We start from the raw sequence: 15,944 nt of genomic DNA, 5'->3' as shown, positions 1-15,944 counted from the left end.
ACGGCCGGCGTCAGAGACACCAGCCGTCGGTTCGTGGCGGACAAGCCGCGTCACGCTAGTCTCGAATTCGCACCGTTCAGGACTGGGCGAAGGCCGCCCGCTCGTCCCGTTCGCGCTGCGCCTCGCGCTGCTTGGTGACGATCGAGGCAACGACCACCCCGATGGCGACGACACCGATGAGGATGGTGCAGATCGCGTTGATTTCCGGCGTCACGCCCAGCCGCACCTGGCTGTAGATCTTCATCGGCAGCGTGGTGGCGCCCGGTCCCGTGGTGAAACTCGAGATCACCAGATCGTCCAGCGACAGCGTGAAGGCGAGGACCCAGCCGGAAAACACCGCGGGCGCGATGACCGGAAGGGTGATCGAGAAGAAGGTCGTGACCGGCGTGGCGCCGAGATCGAGGGCTGCCTCTTCGATCGACCGGTCGAAGCTGAGCAAGCGCGACTGCACCACCACGGCAACGAAGCACATGGTGAAAGTGATGTGCGCCAGCGTGATCGTCCAGAAGCCGCGGTCGAGACCGATGGCAACGAACAACAACAGCAGCGACAGGCCGGTGATCACCTCGGGCATGACGAGCGGTGCATAGACCATGCCGGAAAACAGCATGCGGCCACGGAAGCGCGTGTAGCGGACGAGCGCCAAAGCCGCGAGCGTACCGAGCACGGTGGCGAAGGTCGCCGAGATCAGCGCGACGCGGATCGTCACCCAGGCAGCATCGAGCAGCGCCTGGTTATGCCAGAGCTGCGTATACCACTTGGTCGAAAAGCCCGCCCAGACGGTGACGAGCTTCGATTCGTTGAAGGAGAAGATCACCAGAAGCACGATCGGCAGGTAGAGAAAGCCGAAGCCGAGCACGATCGAGGCGATGTTGAAGCGTGACCAGTTGCCCATGTCCTACCTCCCCTCGCTGTCGGCTTTGGCCTGGGCGTTCTGGAAGTAGACGATCGGCAACACCAGGATCAGAAGCAGGATCGTCGCCACGGCCGAAGAGACCGGCCAGTCGCGGTTGGCGTTGAACTCGTTCCAGAGCGTCTTGCCGATCATCAGCGTTTCCGAACCGCCAAGCAGGTCGGGGATAACGAATTCGCCGACGGCTGGGATGAAGACCAGCAGGCAGCCGGCGACGACGCCCGCCAGCGACAGCGGGAATGTCACGCGCCAGAAGGCGGTAAACGGCGTGCAGCCGAGGTCGAGCGCGGCCTCCGTCAGGGTGTGATCCATCTTCTCAAGCGACGAATAGATCGGCAGCACCATGAAGGGCAGATAGGAATAGACGATGCCGATGTAGATCGCCCAATTGGTGTTGAGGATGATCAGCGGCTGGTCGATGACGTTGATGCTCATCAGGAACTGGTTGAGCAGCCCCTCGGGTTTGAGGATCGCGATCCAGGCGTAGACGCGGATCAGGAAGCTCGTCCAGAAGGGCAGGATCACCAGCATCAGCAGCGTCGGGCGAATGGTCTTCGGCGCTTTCGCCATACCGTAGGCAACCGGATAGGCGATCAGCAGCGTCAGCACGGTCGAGACGCCCGCGATGATGACGCTCGACACATAGGCGTTGAAGTAGAGGACGTCTTCCGTCAGCCAGACGTAGTTGTCGAAGGAGAATTCCCGAGCCTTTTCAAGGATACCGGACAGGCCTCCGAACAGATCGAAGACCGGCGTATAGGGCGGCATGGCCACCGCCGTCTGCGACAGCGAGATGCGGAAGACGATGAAGAAGGGGATCAGGAAGAAAAACAGCAGCCAGGCATAGGGGATGATGATGACGAGGCGGCTGAAGAGGGCGGATGCGACACGGGTCATGGCCTCAATCCTTCAGAACGACGCCGGCGTCTTCGCCGAAGGAAACCCAGACCTCCTGGTCGTAGCCGAGCGGATCCTCGACCGCGCGCACCGCGTTGAGCGACGAGGCCTTGATCACGCGTCCGTCCTTCAGGCGCACGTGGAAGACGGTCATGTCGCCGAGATAACCGATGTCCCAGATCTCGCCCTGAACGGTGTTGACGGGCGCGTGCGCCGGCGGCTGGCGGCTGACGCGGATCTTTTCCGGGCGGACGGCAACGGCGGACTTGCCGCCGGCAGCCGGCGTCTCGGGCGATGCCATGCGGATCGGGAAACCGTTGGTGCCCTCAAGGCGCACATAGCCGCCCTCGGCGCCGGAAACAGCGCCCTCGAAAATGTTGACGTCGCCGATGAAGTCCGCGACGAAACGGGAGTTCGGCGCCTCGTAGATTTCGGCAGGCGTCGCCACCTGAATGACCTTGCCGTGGCTCATCACCGCGATGCGGTCGGCCATGGTCATTGCCTCTTCCTGGTCGTGGGTGACGACGACGAAGGTGAGACCGAGTTCCTGCTGCAGATCCATCAGTTCGAACTGGGTCTCCTCGCGCAGCTTCTTGTCGAGCGCGCCGAGCGGTTCGTCGAGGAGCAGCACCTTCGGCCGCTTGGCAAGTGAGCGGGCAAGCGCGACACGCTGGCGCTGACCGCCCGAAAGCTGGTGCGGCTTGCGCTGGGAGAACTTTTCGAGCTTCACCAGCTTCAACATCTGGGCGACGCGCTCGGCAATATCCGCCTTCGGCATGCCATCCTGTTTCAGGCCGAAGGCGATGTTCCTCTCCACGTTCATATGCGGGAAGAGCGCGTAGGACTGGAACATCATGTTGACCGGACGCCTGTAGGGCGGAATCCCGGCCAGGCTCTGTCCGTCGAGAATGATCTCGCCCGACGTCGGCTGTTCGAAGCCGGCGAGCATGCGCAGAAGCGTCGACTTTCCGCAGCCGGACGCACCGAGCAGCGCAAAGAACTCGCGCGTATAAATATCCAGCGAAAGGTCGTCGACGGCGGTGAAATCGCCGAACCGCTTGGTCACGTTCTTAAAGGAAATGAATGGCTTGGAAGCGGGATCCGCCCAAGGGGCAAAGGACCGCCGGATACTGCCGAGAGACTTCATCATCTATCCCCGAATGATACAGCCGATGGGCACTCTCGTTTTCCCCGGTGCCCCCTTAAGAAAATTGCCCGGATTTTGAGGTCCGGGCAATTCGTTTTCCGCTCTTACTGGCCGGTTACGACCTTTGTCCAGAGTCGGGTCAATACCCTCTGCTCTTTCGCCTCGAAGGGCGTCACCGTGAACAGTTTCTGCATCACCTCTTCCGTCGGGTAGATGGCGGTATCTTCCATGACGGCCTTGTCGAGGAACTGCTGCGAGGCCTTGTTGCCGTTGGCGTAGAAGACATAGTTCGATGCCTTGGCGACGACCTCGGGCTTCATCATGTAATTGAGGAAGGCGTGCGCCTCCTCGACGTGCGGTGCATCAGCCGGGATCGCAAGCATGTCGAACCACATCTGCGCGCCCTGGGACGGGATCGCGTAGTCGACGGTCACACCAGCCTTGGCTTCGGCCGCACGGTCGCGGGCCTGGAAGACGTCGCCGGAAAAGCCGATTGCAAGGCAGATGTCGCCGTTGGCGAGCGCGTTGATGTATTCCGAGGAATGGAACTTGCGCACATTGGGGCGGATGCTCGCCAGCAGCTCAGCCGCCTTTTCGAGATCGGCCGCCTCGTGGCTATCCGGGTTGAGGCCGAGATAGGCGAGCGCCGAAGGCATCACGTCGGTCGGGGAATCGAGGATGTGGATGCCGCAATCCTTGAACTTCGCCGCCAGTTCCGGCTTGAAGATGACGTCCCAGTTGGGCTTCTCGTCCGTGCCGAGGATCGCCTTCATCTTGTCGACATTGTAGCCGATGCCGGTGGTGCCCCACATGTAGTCGATGGCATAGTCGTTGCCAGGATCGTACTTGGCCGTACGCTCCATGATCACGTCCCACATATTGGAAAGGTTCGGCAGCTTCGACTTGTCGAGCTTCTGGAACACGCCCGCGGCGATCTGCCTCTGCAGGAAGGTTGCCGTCGGCACCACCACGTCGTAGCCGGAGCCACCTGCAAGCAGCTTCGTCTCCAGGATCTCGTTGGAATCGAAGACGTCGTAGACGACCTTGATGCCGGTCTCCTTGGTGAAATCTTCCAGAATGCTGCTGTCGATATAGTCCGACCAGTTGTAGACGTTGACCACGCGCTCCTGCGCCGAGGCCAGCATGGTCGAGCCGGCCAGAACGGCTGCCGCCAGGGTTGTGACGATGAGCTTGGACATACAACTCCCCTCTTGGTTTTTTCGTATCGGGCCCGGCACGCCGGGACACCGTCCAATCCGCTTCGTTCAGGCCGGAGGTTAGGCATCTTTCTCGATAACCTCAAGCGCTTTCGTGCCGATAAGAAGCGCCGCCCTGTGGGCTCATCAGTTTCACAAGTCGAAGAAAAACGGGCACTTATGGCGCCTTGCTTCCAGCCTGTCGCCTTCGACCCGGCCGCGGCGGCACCGTTAACCATAGCTTTGCCGCCTCTGTACGGACCGCCATTTACGATTGATTAACCATGATCGCCATGCGATTTTCCCGACAGTTGCGGTTCAGGATCTCAGGTGTCGTCATGGGTGAGCAGATCGTCGGCGGGAAAGGCCGCAGGATCGATCCGAAGCAGTTGAAGCGCCTGTCGGTGCTCGAGCCGCAAAAGGCCCTTGCGGCAATCGCATTCGACTGGACGATGATCGCAGCAGCCATCGCCGTCAGCGAGTATTTCGGCAATGTCTTCGTCTACCTGATTGCCGTGGTGCTGATCGCCGGACGCATGCACGCGCTCGGCTGCATGATCCACGAGGCGGCGCACTATCGCATCATCCGCAACCGGAAACTCAGCGACTGGATGAGCGACCTGCTGCTCGCCTGGCCGGTGCTGGCCACGGTCGATGGCTACCGCCAAAATCATCTCGCCCACCATCAGCACGCCAATAGCGACGAGGATCCGGACTGGACAGCGAAGCTCGGCATGCCGCAATTCACCTTTCCGCAAAAGGTTGCGCGCGGCGTCACGCAATTGCTCGGTTACCTCGTCGCGGTCAATTCGCTGCGCGACATGCTGCATATGGCCAAACGCATGGGCAAGAACGACCGTTCAACGCTGCAGTACAAGCTGCTGCGCGTCGGCTTCTACGCCGCCGCCGCCGCGATCTTCACGCTCTTCGGCATCTGGCGGGAAGTGGCGCTCTACTGGGTGGTGCCGTTCCTCACCTTCTTCTGCCTGTTCCTTTATATACGCAGCGTCGCCGAGCATTTCGGCAGCATGGACTATAGCGACGAACTGACGAGCTCACGCACCGTCTATCCGCACGCCTGGGAGAAGCTGTTCTTCGCGCCCCACAACATCAACTACCACCTGGAGCACCATCTGTATCCCGGTGTGCCGTTCTACAATCTACCGGAACTGCACGCGATCCTGATGCGCAACAAGGCCTATGCGGACACGGCCCATATCACCCGCGGCTATACTACCGGGCTACCGGCGGAATGCTTTGCCGCGAATGCGCCGCTTCTGCCCAACCAGCACCCCGTCAGCTACTGAAAATCGAAAACGCTGAGCCCGGTCGCCATCTCATCAAGTCCGAGCGGCCGGGTAACGGGCGGCTCGGCACGCGCCAGGCAGCCCTGGCGCTCGCAGAGCCGACAGCCGGCACCGATTTCGACCGCCGGCAGCAGCACCGAACCGTAGACGGTCTCGTCGGCAACCGAAGCTTCGCAGCCTAGAAGCAGGGCTGTGCGCCGGACGCGCTCGTGGAACGCCGCCTGCGGACCCTCCAGCGTGCGTGCGATGGTCAAGAACGCAGCGCCGTCGGGCATCTCGACACGATCGACCAGAAGCTGGCCCGGCACTGAGAAGGCGGCATGGATGTTGAGCTTGGGACAGCCACCGCCGAACTTTGCCTGAGGGAAGCCCGATGCGCCCGCCCTCCGCAAGCGGTGGCCGGCATTGTCGATCTCCATCAGGAAGAATGGCAGCCCTTGGGCGCCCGGCCGTTGCAGCATGGTCAGCCGGTTGGCCGCCTGTTCGAAGGAGACCTGGAAACGGGCGCGCAGGACATCGATGTCGTACTTCGCCCGTTGTGCGGCGGCGAGGAACGCAGCATAGGGCATCATCAGCGCATGCGCGCCATAGCGCGCCAGCTCGAAGCGAGCGATACGGCGTGCCTCCGCGGTCGAAAGCCGTAACGCCCCAAGCTCGGCCGTGATCGCCTCGTGGCAGGCAATCGACACGGCCTCCATCGCGATCTCGCGCAACTGGTCGTAGGGCGACAGCCGCTCGGAAACGAAGAGACGCATGGAGTGCCTGTCGAAGCGACGGCGCAGGTTCGGCATGGCATGGACCGGCAGGCTGCGCACGACGAGGCCATGCTCCTTCTTCAGCCAGGCCTTGAGCGCGCCGATGAGATCATCACCCGGCGAGAGCGCCTCGTGGAAGGCTTCCGCCGCCGCCTCGATGCCGGCAAAATAATTCGGCCGCCCCTCGAAGGTCTCGCGTACCTCGTCCATCGGCAACCGTGTGCCCGAAAGCGCCTCCATGTGCCCCTGCCCCGCCAGGAGGTCAGCCAAGTCCTTGAGGCGCGCTGCCTGCTCGCGATAGGCGCGATAGAGCTTGACGACGCCGCCGGCAGCATTGGGGGCCGCTTCCGCCACCTCGATCAGCTCCTGCTCTCCCGGTAGCTCGGCCGACAGCAGCGGATCGGCGAAAACCTCGCGCAATTGCGTGAGGCTGCCGCCGGTTTCGCCCTGCAACTCGTCGAGGTCGACCTTGTAGACCGAGGCAAGCTTCAAAAGCAGCTGCACCGTCAGCGGCCGCTGGTTGCGCTCGATCAGATTGAGATAGGACGGCGAGATACCGAGGGCCTCGGCCATGGCCGTCTGCGTCAGCGACAGGCCGTTACGAATGCGCCTGACCCGCGGGCCGGCAAAGATCTTGTTCTCGGCCATTTGTAACTACCTTTACAATCCGCTCAACGCAGGACGCTTTACATTTTTTACAAATTTACTTCGCCGCCCTGTCAAAGGCAAGACAAGATAACCCTTTTGATCTCTGCAAACCACCGTTTCCAATAGCCGAATACTGCAGCGCAATGTAAAAACTGTCACATGAACTCGAAACACAAGTCGCCATACGACAAAAGTCGAATGGGTGTTTGATTTTGACAGGAGGAAGTAATGACTGATTTTTACAAGCTCGTTCCCAGCGCACCGCAAGGCCGCTTCGATGGCGTCGATCGCCCCTATACCGCAGAGACCGTGAAGCGGCTGCGCGGGTCGGTCGAGATCCGCTATTCGCTGGCCGAAATGGGCGCGAACCGCTTGTGGAAACTCATTCACGAAGACGACTTCGTCAACGCACTCGGCGCACTTTCGGGCAACCAGGCAATGCAGATGGTGCGCGCCGGCCTGAAGGCGATCTACCTCTCCGGCTGGCAGGTCGCAGCCGATGCCAACACCGCTTCGGCCATGTATCCGGACCAGTCGCTTTATCCGGCCAATGCCGCGCCTGAGCTTGCCAAGCGCATCAATCGCACGCTGCAGCGCGCCGACCAGATCGAGACCTCAGAAGGCAAGGGCCTTTCGGTTGACACCTGGTTCGCACCGATCGTCGCCGATGCCGAAGCCGGTTTCGGCGGCCCGCTCAACGCCTTCGAGATCATGAAGGCCTTCATCGAGGCGGGCGCTGCCGGCGTCCACTACGAGGACCAGCTTGCTTCGGAGAAGAAGTGCGGCCATCTCGGCGGCAAGGTGCTGATCCCGACGGCAGCCCATATCCGCAACCTGAACGCGGCACGGCTTGCCGCCGACGTCATGGGCACGCCGACGCTGGTCATCGCCCGCACCGATGCCGAAGCGGCAAAGTTGCTCACCTCCGACATCGACGAGCGCGATCGCCCCTTCGTCGACTACGATGCCGGCCGCACGGTCGAAGGCTTCTACCAGGTGAAGAACGGGCTTGAGCCCTGCATTGCCCGCGCCATCGCCTATGCGCCGCATTGCGACCTGATCTGGTGCGAGACCTCCAAGCCGGACCTGGAACAGGCCCGCAAGTTCGCAGAGGGCGTGCAAAAGGCGCATCCGGGTAAGCTGCTCGCCTACAATTGCTCGCCGTCGTTCAACTGGAAAAAGAACCTCGACGACGCGACGATCGCCAAGTTCCAGCGAGAGCTGGGCGCAATGGGCTACAAGTTCCAGTTCATCACGCTTGCCGGCTTCCACCAGCTGAACTTCGGCATGTTCGAACTGGCGCGTGGCTACAAGGCACGGCAGATGGCCGCCTATTCGGAGCTGCAGGAGGCGGAATTCGCCGCCGAGGTCAACGGCTACACCGCGACCAAGCATCAACGCGAAGTCGGCACCGGCTACTTCGACGCCGTCTCGATGGCGATCACCGGCGGCCAGTCCTCGACAACAGCCATGAAGGAATCGACCGAGCACGATCAGTTCCGCCCGGCCGCAGAGTGAAAGCCCGGCGGGAGCGTGGCAATCCCTGCCCGCTGCGCTCCTGCCGACCCCTCGCAAGTGAAATGGATGCGGGCGGAAAACCGCAAGCACCTCCAGCCTCGAACCTCAAGGAGAAGTCCAATGACAGTCCAGACACGCGTCAAGGAACGGGCCGAGGAACAGTCTTCGGCGATGACCCCGGACCAACAGGCAGCGATCCGCATGGTCGCCAACGACCTGCACCGCCTCAACCAGTCCGTCATGAAGGCCGTCGATGCCGGCGTTTCGGTCGAGCTCGTGCGCTCCGCCCGCCACCACGGTGGCGAGGGCAACTGGGGCGACCTGCTGATCCCGGTTATCGTCACCCAAGGCCGGCCATGATGCTCGTCACAACGCTCTTCGCGGCGATGCTGCTGTCGCCGCTAGCGCTCCGCCACGCAGCTGTGGCCGTGAGCATCAAAGCAACCAAAAGTTGATTTCACCGAAACCGGTTGAAAGTGGGAGAAATTGGAATAGCCGGCTCTTTGCCGGCTATTCTGCGTTGTCAGGATGACAGCGCACGCAACGAATGCTTGTCTCCGCTATTTCAGGTTGATCGAACCCGTGATGCCTGACTATATTAGGAATACCTGTCTTAGACAAAGGCACGCATGTATCGTTCGACGAAACCTGCAGATACCGCCGAACTGACGGAGCTGATCTACGGCGCCGCCTGTGGCGATTGCGGCTGGCAGGATTTTCTCGACCGGCTGACGACGACCATGCCCGATGGATGCTCTGCGCTCCACTATCATGACCTTACAGCGCCAGCGTCGTGCGTGCCCTATGTCTCCGGCTTTACCTCTGATGCCATCGACCAGTTCAACGATCACTTCGCGGCGATCAATCCCTGGATACCGAAATCGGTTCTCGTACCGGTGGGCCGCGGTCTCTCCGGCGAGCATATCGTCTCGCGCTCGGAGCTGATGAAATCGGAATTCTACAATGACTGGCTGAAGCGCCAGACCGGCAGCGAGACCACCGTCGGCGTGACCATCGTGCGCAGCCCGACGCGGACCCTGCTCGTGTCGACCTGCACCTCGTCGACGAACGCGGAACTCAACCAGCAGGCGGCCGATCAATACACGCTTCTCGCGCCTCACCTGAAGCGCGCCTTCGACTTCCTGCGGCGGCGCGACCTGATGATGGCCGAGCAGCATGAGGGCCGGACCCTGCTCGATACGATCGGCGTCGGCGTGATTTATGTGGGCGGCAATCTGCGCATCCGCTCGATGAACCACAATGCCGAGCGAATGGCGGCGAACGGCTCACCGTTCCGGGTCGCGGTCAACGGCCGCCTGTTCATGGACGAACCGGAAACCAATGCGGCGCTCGAGCTTCTGGCCTCGCCGGTCGGCGCACCGGCACAGCCGCAACTGCGTGTCGTCAGGACCGCGGAGCACGGCGCCTTCCGCATTACCTTGGTGCGGCGAAGCGCCAGCATCTTTACCGAACTTCTCGACGGACCGACTGTGGCGGTTCTGGTCGAGCCTGCGACGTCGCTGCTCGGCGATCTCAGGCACGACCATCTGAAGGACAATTATGGTCTGACCCCCGCCGAAATCCGCATCGCCTGCGGTATCGCCGCCGGCCTGACGCTGAAGGAAATGTCGCAGGCCAACGGCGTCAGCTATGAGACGATCCGGACGCAGCTCAAAAGCATCTACGCCAAGACCCGGGTCAACTCGCAGGCGGCACTCGTCAAGCTGCTGATGCGCTGACCCATATACAGAAAAGACCACGGCGGTAGCGTTCCCAGCAGCAGGGTTCAGTCCTTGCTCCGCCTCAGCTGCGGCGCGGTCGCTTTCCGGCAAAGATGTCCACGTGACTACGCAACAGCCTGGTCATGCGGTCGACAACCGTTCGTATTTCCTTGCGGTGCCGATCCTCATTGTTCATGACGATCCATTGCCGGTGCCGGAGCGCCGGGATCTCCTCGCCGGCGCGCTCCAGCATCGGATCGAGATCGCCGACGAAACAGGGAAGCACCGCACAGCCGGCGCCGGCGCGGGCGAGATCGAGCAGCGAGCGCGGCCGTGTGACCGTGGCGACGATCCGCCCCTCCCAGCCCCCTTTCACCTGCTCGTGCGGCCAGCGCAGATAGGCGGAGATCGCCTCCTCCTCGCCGACGGCCACCCAACGCGCGCTCGCGCCCGACGGCGCGTTCTTTTGACGATAGGCGGCATAGGCGACGTCGCCGACCGGACTCGCCGCCAGATAGGCCTCCTCGGGCTCGAAGGCGCGGATGCCGATATCGGTCTCGCGATAGGCGAGGCTGGCGCGTGTTTCGCCGACCGTGATCGCCAGACTGAAGCCGTCCCTTTCGGTGCAGAGCGCCGGAAAGTTCTCCGCCAGCAGCCAGGCGATCCAGGTACCGACGGTGATGCGGACCGTTACGCCCTCGCCTTCCTGCCGCCAGCTCTCGACCCGGCGCGCCGCCGATTCCATTTCCTGAAGCTGCTCGAACAGCAGTTCACCATCGCCGGTAAGCTGGTAGCCGGTCTGGCTGCGCAGAAACAGCGCGCGGCCCGTGCGCTCCTCGAGTTCCAGCATCCGCCGGCCAACGGTCGCCGGGCTGGAGCCGAGCGCCTGCGCCGCTCCGGTGAGCCCACCAGCGCGCGCCACGCTCATGAAACAGCGATAGATATCCCAATCCATGTCTTTCATCGGTGAAAAACATAGAGCGATATCCGATGTATGTAAAACTAACTTTGCTGCATAAAAGAAGTGATGCCCATCAACTAAGGAGCATCACGATGGAAATGATGGCAATGGTCTACATCGCCGACATGGCCCTGAAAACGCGCCGCTGGGACGAGGATTTCGATCCGAAACCGCCCGGCCTTCTACGTCGGACCTTCACAACACTCGCGGCCGCGGTCACCAAGCGACGCAAGAGCAGCCTCTACGCCGATAAAAAAAGCACCGCGAAGCCCTGCGGCCACGCGGTGCAATGTTAGCCCCTGCCCTTGTTATATCGCACGGCACCGGTTGCCGTGCTTTCGGCTGGCGGCGTTGCCTGCCGCCAGCGAAACCGTCTACCGCACGCCTCAGGCCGCCCGGTAGTTGTCGTAGTCTTCCGCCGCCGGCTCCAGCCGGAACTGCTCGACCAGCATCATCAGCGTGTCGGCCTGGTTTGAGAGCGCGCGGCTCGTCGCCGTCGCCTCTTCCACCATCGAGGCGTTCTGCTGCGTCATCTGGTCCATCTGGTTGACTGAGCCGTTGACCTCGTTGAGCGCCACGGCCTGGTCGCGGCTGGCAGTTGCGATCATCTCGACGTGCTGGCTGACCGTGACGATCTGGGCGCTGATCGAGGCCAGCACTTCGCCGGTTTCCTTGACCAGGTGCGAGCCGGCATTGACCTCGTTGGTCGACTTGTTGATCAAGCCCTTGATCTCGCGCGCAGCTTCTGCCGAGCGCTGGGCCAGTTCACGCACTTCCTGGGCGACGACGGCAAAGCCCTTTCCGGCTTCACCCGCCCGTGCCGCCTCGATGCCGGCGTTCAGCGCCAGGAGGTTGGTCTGGAAGGCGATGTCGTCGATCACTTCGATGATTTGCTCGATCTGGCGCGAGGCCTCCTCGATGCGTCCCATGGCGGCGATCGCGTTGGTGACGACGGTCGCCGAGCTATCGGCGCTGCGTTTCGTCTGGATCACCGCATGGTTGGCTTCGCCGGCACGCTCGGCCGAGGAACGGACGGTGACGGTGATCTGGTCGACGGCGGCCGCCGTCTCTTCGAGGGAGGCGGCCTGGGCCTCCGTGCGCTTCGACAGCGAATCTGCCGCATGGTGCATGCTGGAGCCGCTCTCCTGGATCGCCTGCGCATTGGCGCGGATCTGGGCGAGCGTGTCCTGCAGGCGGATCAGCGAACCGTTGAAGTCCTGGCGAAGCTGTTCGAGGCGACCATGGAACGGCACGTCGATCTGGCGCGACAGGTCGCCCTGGGCCAGGCGGCCGAGGCCAGCGGCAAGCTCGCTGACGGCGAGATCGATCTGGCGATCGAGCTCGCGCTTTTCCTGGTCGTTACGGCTACGCTCGATTTCGGCGCGGCTGCGCTGCTCCTCGCTTTCCGCTTCGATGCGGACCTTCGAGAGCGCGTTCTCCTTGAACACGCCGAGCGCACGGGCCATGTCGCCGATTTCGTCGCGACGACCGTCGCCATCGATCGTCGTGTCGAGGCGGCCATCGGCGAGACGACGCATCGCCGCGGTGATCTGACCGATCGGCTTCTTCAGCGTCAGCGTCAGCGCGATGCCGGCCAGAAGCGCGATGACGACGCCGGCAACGGTGGCGGCAACCGAGATCTGGTTCGCCTCGTTGCGCTCGGTCCCGGCGGCAACCTTCTGCTGTTCGGCAAATTCGGTGAGATCGGTCCAGATCTGGTTGATCGATTGTCCGGCGGCGTCGAAGTCTGCGGTGCGCTTGACCGTGATTTCGACGAGCGCTGCGGCATCCTTCTTCATCGCGGTGAGGATCGGCATCAGCGTGTCGGCGATCTTGTCGAAGGATGCGCCGTCGCTTGCGACACCGCGAAGCGTCGCCATGTTCTGCTGAACGGCGAGCGACTTGTCGAGCAGCTTCTGGCGATTGCCCTCGTTCGTCTGCCCCATGAAGGTGGCGGCGGAAATCTGGATATCGGTGATCGACGACGACAGCCTGCGGGTAGCGGTCAGAACCGATTCCGTCGTGACGATCTGTTCGTCGAGTTCGGCGAAAATCCGCGTGGCGTCGCGCATCTTGCCGACGGAAGCCGCTTCCAGGCGGAAGCTCGCAGTGCGGAAGCGGTCGACATATTTGGAAATGCCGGCAAGCGTTTCCGGTCCGGCGGGCGCCTTCAGGATCGAGCCGATCTCGCTCGAAGCCGAGGTGATGGTCTCGGTGAGCGACTTTTCGTCCTTCGGCAGCAGGCGGAAGATGTCACGCTCGGTGCGACCGATCATCGGGAAGCGTTCCTTGACTGCCTTCAGCTTCTCCTCGACGGTGATCGCCTTGCTCACTTCGGTGCCGAACTCGTTGAAGAAGCGGCTTGCGCGCATCAGCTTTTCGGCTTCGCGCAGCATGGTCTTGGCGGCGTTCTCGCTCTTGCGAACGGCGTATTGCAGGCGGTTCGACTCTTCATTGATCTTGGCGCGCTCGATCAGCAAGGCGTCGAGGTTCGAGCTCATTGCCGTGCGCAAGTCCTGCTCGCCAACGTGCAGCGTCCAAAGGCCGCCAATGCGGGCCTCGATGTCGCTGGTCGCCGCGATCGCCGCCTTCAATTCGTCCTGGCCGTTCTGGCCGGCGACCTGTGCAGCGGTATCGGCGAGCACGTCCTTCTGCGCCGAGATCGTCGACTGCACGGCATCACGTGTTTCTTCGGTTGTCGAATGCAGGAAGGCGTTCATGCCCGCATAGACATCCTTGAAGCCGCTCAAGGTCTGCAACACGCTGTTGGAAATCTCCATGCGTCCCTGAAGCAGGCCGGATGCATAGAGGCCGGTGATACCGACGGCACAGATGCTGACGACGAAGGGCAGGATGAAAAACAGCACCTTCGTCTGGATCTTGAAGCGGGCAAGAATTCTATCGATGAACATGGAAAACACCTTGGCTCGCAGCTCGCATTCGCCTCCCCCGACGGCTCACTACGTCTTCGCACTCAACGACAAGGCGTGAATGTGCGAACGATCGAGAGCCACCCGATGCGCAAACAGGCTGATGTTTTTCGAAAAATCATGCGGCGCACACCGCCAGTCCGTCGGCAATCATTGCGGATCCACGGCGCCACTCCTCGGCAACGTGAACCTGACGAAACTCACATCGTCACACTATCTGTTTTGAACGATTAAAATTTGTATAAACGCGTTCCGCCCGCGACAGAAAATCCGTAGGCGTGCGCGGACGCGTCAAATGCGCCCGAGAGACGGCCGCTCAGGGCCGATCCCCTGAACTCAGAACCAAAGAGCCGGGAGGGCTGCGAGGGCAGCAACGGCAAAGAATGCAATCAAGGCGAAGCGCGTGAGCACGGCCTTCTGCTGACGGCTTTCATCGGTGCGGGCGATCGCGATGGCGCGGGGACGGCGGCGGATTTGGTTCATGGCATCCTGTCCTTGTCACATTGACCGGCAACGTTCGGTCCGGATGACCCCGCATTGCCTGTCACAGTTATATTGCAGCCATGCCGTGGCGGAAGAAAGTCAAAAAATTAGAAACAGTGTTATTTCCGTTTACGCGACAATCCGATCCACCAACTGCCGGCTGTGCCGACAAGGATAAAGGTTCGGCGAGATACATTAACAATCACTGAAGCTCGATCCGCCAAAAGCGGGGAGATCAGGCGTCCTGGCCGGCCGCAAAGCCCGATGCCCAGGCCCATTGGAAATTGTAGCCGCCGAGCCATCCGGTCACATCGACGCACTCACCGACAAAATAGAGCCCCGGCACCGCCTTGGCCTGCATCGTCTTGGAGTCGAGCCCGTTGGTATCGACGCCGCCAAGCGTAACTTCGGCCGTCCGGTAGCCTTCCGAACCGGCTGGCTTGATGGTCCAGGCCTGGATAAAGGTAGCAAGCTGATTGATGGCCTTATCCGAGAGGTCGGCAAGCTGGCGCCCGGTCAGCTTTGCGCCGTCGGCGAAAAACTGTGCCAGCCGCCGCGGCAGGATATCGCCGAGCGCCGTCTGCACCGCCTGTTTGCCGTGGGTGCGGCGGATTTCTTTCAGGATCGCGGCAATGTCGATGTCGGGCATCAGCCTGAGCACGATCTCCTGCCCTTCGCGCCAATAGGAGGATATCTGCAGGATCGCAGGGCCGCTCAGGCCGCGATGGGTGATCAGCACCGCCTCGCGGAACGCCGTCTTGCCGGACCGCGCTTCCGCATCTGCGGCGACGCCGGCCAGTTCCCCGATCGCTTCGAGCTGCGCCGGGTCGAGCGTCAGCGGCACGAGACCGGGCCGCGTTTCAATGAGCCCGAGACCGAACTGCTCGGCGATCCGGTAGGCAAGCCCGGTCGCCCCCATCTTCGGGATCGACTTGCCGCCGCTGGCAACGACCAGCGACTGCGCATCGATCGGCCCCTCGCCCGTCATCACGCGAAAACCGGCGCCATGGCGCTCGACACTCTCGATCGCCGTTTCGAGGCGAAGATCGGCATGCACGTCACGCATTTCGGAAAGCAGCATCTTGATGATGTCTTTCGCCGAATGGTCGCAGAAGAGTTGGCCGAGGGTCTTTTCGTGCCAGGCTATGCCATGCTTTTCGACAAGAGCCAGGAAATCGCGCGGGGTGTAGCGCGCCAGCGCCGACTTTGAGAAATGCGGGTTGGTCGACAGGAAGTTCTTCGGTCCCGCATGGATGTTCGTGAAATTGCAGCGGCCGCCGCCGGAGATGCGGATCTTTTCGCCCGGCGCCTTGGCATGGTCGAGCACGGCCACGCGGCGGCCGCGCTTGCCCGCCTCGATGGCGCACATCATGCCGGCGGCACCGGCGCCAATGATGACCACATCTGTCTTTTCAGCCACGAAACACTCCGCTCGTTTGTCCTTCCATTCCGGGGGCAAAGCAGAAAG

14 protein-coding genes are annotated in these 15,944 nt (G+C 62.1%); 5 read left to right on the top strand and 9 right to left on the bottom strand.

The window, feature by feature from the left end; genetic code table 11:
* Positions 1 to 76: 76 nt before the first annotated feature.
* The 4 genes from IB263_RS03270 to IB263_RS03255 all read right to left on the bottom strand — a co-directional run bounded on the left by IB263_RS03270 (position 77) and on the right by IB263_RS03255 (position 4,156).
* A complete protein-coding gene (locus IB263_RS03270) occupies positions 77 to 895 on the bottom strand; it encodes an ABC transporter permease subunit (protein WP_034800828.1) in 819 nt (272 codons plus the stop codon).
* 3 nt (positions 896 to 898) lie between these two features.
* A complete protein-coding gene (locus IB263_RS03265) occupies positions 899 to 1,810 on the bottom strand; it encodes an ABC transporter permease subunit (RefSeq protein ID WP_034800826.1) in 912 nt (303 codons plus the stop codon).
* 4 nt (positions 1,811 to 1,814) lie between these two features.
* Positions 1,815 to 2,957: an ABC transporter ATP-binding protein gene (locus tag IB263_RS03260; RefSeq protein ID WP_176960278.1), complete on the bottom strand. Its 1,143-nt coding sequence runs from the start codon at positions 2,955 to 2,957 to the stop codon at positions 1,815 to 1,817.
* A 104-nt stretch (positions 2,958 to 3,061) separates the two neighbouring features.
* Positions 3,062 to 4,156, bottom strand: a complete 1,095-nt coding sequence (locus IB263_RS03255; protein ID WP_034800823.1) for a polyamine ABC transporter substrate-binding protein — start codon at positions 4,154 to 4,156, stop codon at positions 3,062 to 3,064.
* Positions 4,157 to 4,491: 335 nt separating this feature from the next.
* Between IB263_RS03255 and IB263_RS03250 the strand changes: the two genes are divergently transcribed.
* Positions 4,492 to 5,460 (top strand): fatty acid desaturase family protein, encoded by a 969-nt coding sequence (locus IB263_RS03250; RefSeq protein WP_192437592.1) that lies wholly within the window; start codon positions 4,492 to 4,494, stop codon positions 5,458 to 5,460.
* On the opposite strand, the gene IB263_RS03245 is transcribed toward IB263_RS03250, so the two are convergent.
* Positions 5,454 to 6,863, bottom strand: a complete 1,410-nt coding sequence (locus tag IB263_RS03245) for a short-chain fatty acyl-CoA regulator family protein (RefSeq protein ID WP_060516495.1) — start codon at positions 6,861 to 6,863, stop codon at positions 5,454 to 5,456. The genes IB263_RS03250 and IB263_RS03245 overlap by 7 nt on opposite strands.
* A 228-nt stretch (positions 6,864 to 7,091) precedes the next feature.
* Between IB263_RS03245 and aceA the strand changes: the two genes are divergently transcribed.
* The 3 genes from aceA to IB263_RS03230 all read left to right on the top strand — a co-directional run bounded on the left by aceA (position 7,092) and on the right by IB263_RS03230 (position 10,120).
* Positions 7,092 to 8,381 (top strand): isocitrate lyase, encoded by a 1,290-nt coding sequence (gene aceA, locus IB263_RS03240; RefSeq protein WP_060601923.1) that lies wholly within the window; start codon positions 7,092 to 7,094, stop codon positions 8,379 to 8,381.
* A 120-nt stretch (positions 8,382 to 8,501) separates the two neighbouring features.
* Positions 8,502 to 8,741, top strand: coding sequence for a hypothetical protein (locus tag IB263_RS03235; RefSeq protein ID WP_034800815.1), 240 nt, complete (start codon positions 8,502 to 8,504; stop codon positions 8,739 to 8,741).
* 269 nt (positions 8,742 to 9,010) lie between these two features.
* Positions 9,011 to 10,120 carry a helix-turn-helix transcriptional regulator gene (locus tag IB263_RS03230; RefSeq protein ID WP_113504861.1) on the top strand — a complete coding sequence of 370 codons (1,110 nt, stop codon included), beginning with the start codon at positions 9,011 to 9,013 and terminating at the stop codon, positions 10,118 to 10,120.
* A 64-nt stretch (positions 10,121 to 10,184) separates the two neighbouring features.
* Here the strand turns inward: IB263_RS03230 and IB263_RS03225 are convergent, their stop codons facing one another.
* On the bottom strand, positions 10,185 to 11,066 hold the full coding sequence (locus IB263_RS03225) for a LysR family transcriptional regulator (protein WP_060583999.1): 882 nt from the start codon (positions 11,064 to 11,066) through the stop codon (positions 10,185 to 10,187).
* 89 nt (positions 11,067 to 11,155) lie between these two features.
* On the opposite strand from IB263_RS03225, the gene IB263_RS03220 reads away from it, so the two are divergent.
* Complete coding sequence (locus IB263_RS03220) at positions 11,156 to 11,359, top strand: hypothetical protein (RefSeq protein ID WP_060516499.1); 204 nt, start codon at positions 11,156 to 11,158, stop codon at positions 11,357 to 11,359.
* 90 nt (positions 11,360 to 11,449) lie between these two features.
* Here IB263_RS03220 and IB263_RS03215 read toward each other — a convergent pair whose 3' ends face one another.
* From IB263_RS03215 to IB263_RS03205, 3 genes are all read right to left on the bottom strand, one after another.
* Positions 11,450 to 13,975, bottom strand: a complete 2,526-nt coding sequence (locus IB263_RS03215) for a methyl-accepting chemotaxis protein (RefSeq protein ID WP_034800805.1) — start codon at positions 13,973 to 13,975, stop codon at positions 11,450 to 11,452.
* 354 nt (positions 13,976 to 14,329) lie between these two features.
* Positions 14,330 to 14,476, bottom strand: a complete 147-nt coding sequence (locus tag IB263_RS03210; protein WP_192437590.1) for a hypothetical protein — start codon at positions 14,474 to 14,476, stop codon at positions 14,330 to 14,332.
* Positions 14,477 to 14,711: 235 nt separating this feature from the next.
* Complete coding sequence (locus IB263_RS03205) at positions 14,712 to 15,896, bottom strand: NAD(P)/FAD-dependent oxidoreductase (protein ID WP_192437587.1); 1,185 nt, start codon at positions 15,894 to 15,896, stop codon at positions 14,712 to 14,714.
* Positions 15,897 to 15,944: the final 48 nt, after the last annotated feature.

Origin of the sequence: Ensifer sp. ENS03, assembly GCF_014852035.1 — a bacterium.
Taxonomy (GTDB): Bacteria; Pseudomonadota; Alphaproteobacteria; order Rhizobiales; family Rhizobiaceae; genus Ensifer; species Ensifer adhaerens.
This window is presented reverse-complemented; position numbering and strand designations above follow the sequence as displayed.

Bases quoted from the DNA above. Each gene is read 5' to 3' on its own strand.
- IB263_RS03265 (WP_034800826.1), bottom strand. From the start codon at position 1,810: ATGACCCGTGTCGCATCCGCCCTCTTCAGCCGCCTCGTCATCATCATC.
- IB263_RS03215 (WP_034800805.1), bottom strand. From the start codon at position 13,975: ATGTTCATCGATAGAATTCTTGCCCGCTTCAAGATCCAGACGAAGGTG.
- IB263_RS03225 (WP_060583999.1), bottom strand. From the start codon at position 11,066: ATGAAAGACATGGATTGGGATATCTATCGCTGTTTCATGAGCGTGGCG.
- aceA (WP_060601923.1), top strand. From the start codon at position 7,092: ATGACTGATTTTTACAAGCTCGTTCCCAGCGCACCGCAAGGCCGCTTC.
- IB263_RS03235 (WP_034800815.1), top strand. From the start codon at position 8,502: ATGACAGTCCAGACACGCGTCAAGGAACGGGCCGAGGAACAGTCTTCG.
- IB263_RS03245 (WP_060516495.1), bottom strand. From the start codon at position 6,863: ATGGCCGAGAACAAGATCTTTGCCGGCCCGCGGGTCAGGCGCATTCGT.
- IB263_RS03210 (WP_192437590.1), bottom strand. From the start codon at position 14,476: ATGAACCAAATCCGCCGCCGTCCCCGCGCCATCGCGATCGCCCGCACC.
- IB263_RS03220 (WP_060516499.1), top strand. From the start codon at position 11,156: ATGGAAATGATGGCAATGGTCTACATCGCCGACATGGCCCTGAAAACG.
- IB263_RS03250 (WP_192437592.1), top strand. From the start codon at position 4,492: ATGGGTGAGCAGATCGTCGGCGGGAAAGGCCGCAGGATCGATCCGAAG.
- IB263_RS03260 (WP_176960278.1), bottom strand. From the start codon at position 2,957: ATGAAGTCTCTCGGCAGTATCCGGCGGTCCTTTGCCCCTTGGGCGGAT.
- IB263_RS03230 (WP_113504861.1), top strand. From the start codon at position 9,011: ATGTATCGTTCGACGAAACCTGCAGATACCGCCGAACTGACGGAGCTG.
- IB263_RS03270 (WP_034800828.1), bottom strand. From the start codon at position 895: ATGGGCAACTGGTCACGCTTCAACATCGCCTCGATCGTGCTCGGCTTC.
- IB263_RS03255 (WP_034800823.1), bottom strand. From the start codon at position 4,156: ATGTCCAAGCTCATCGTCACAACCCTGGCGGCAGCCGTTCTGGCCGGC.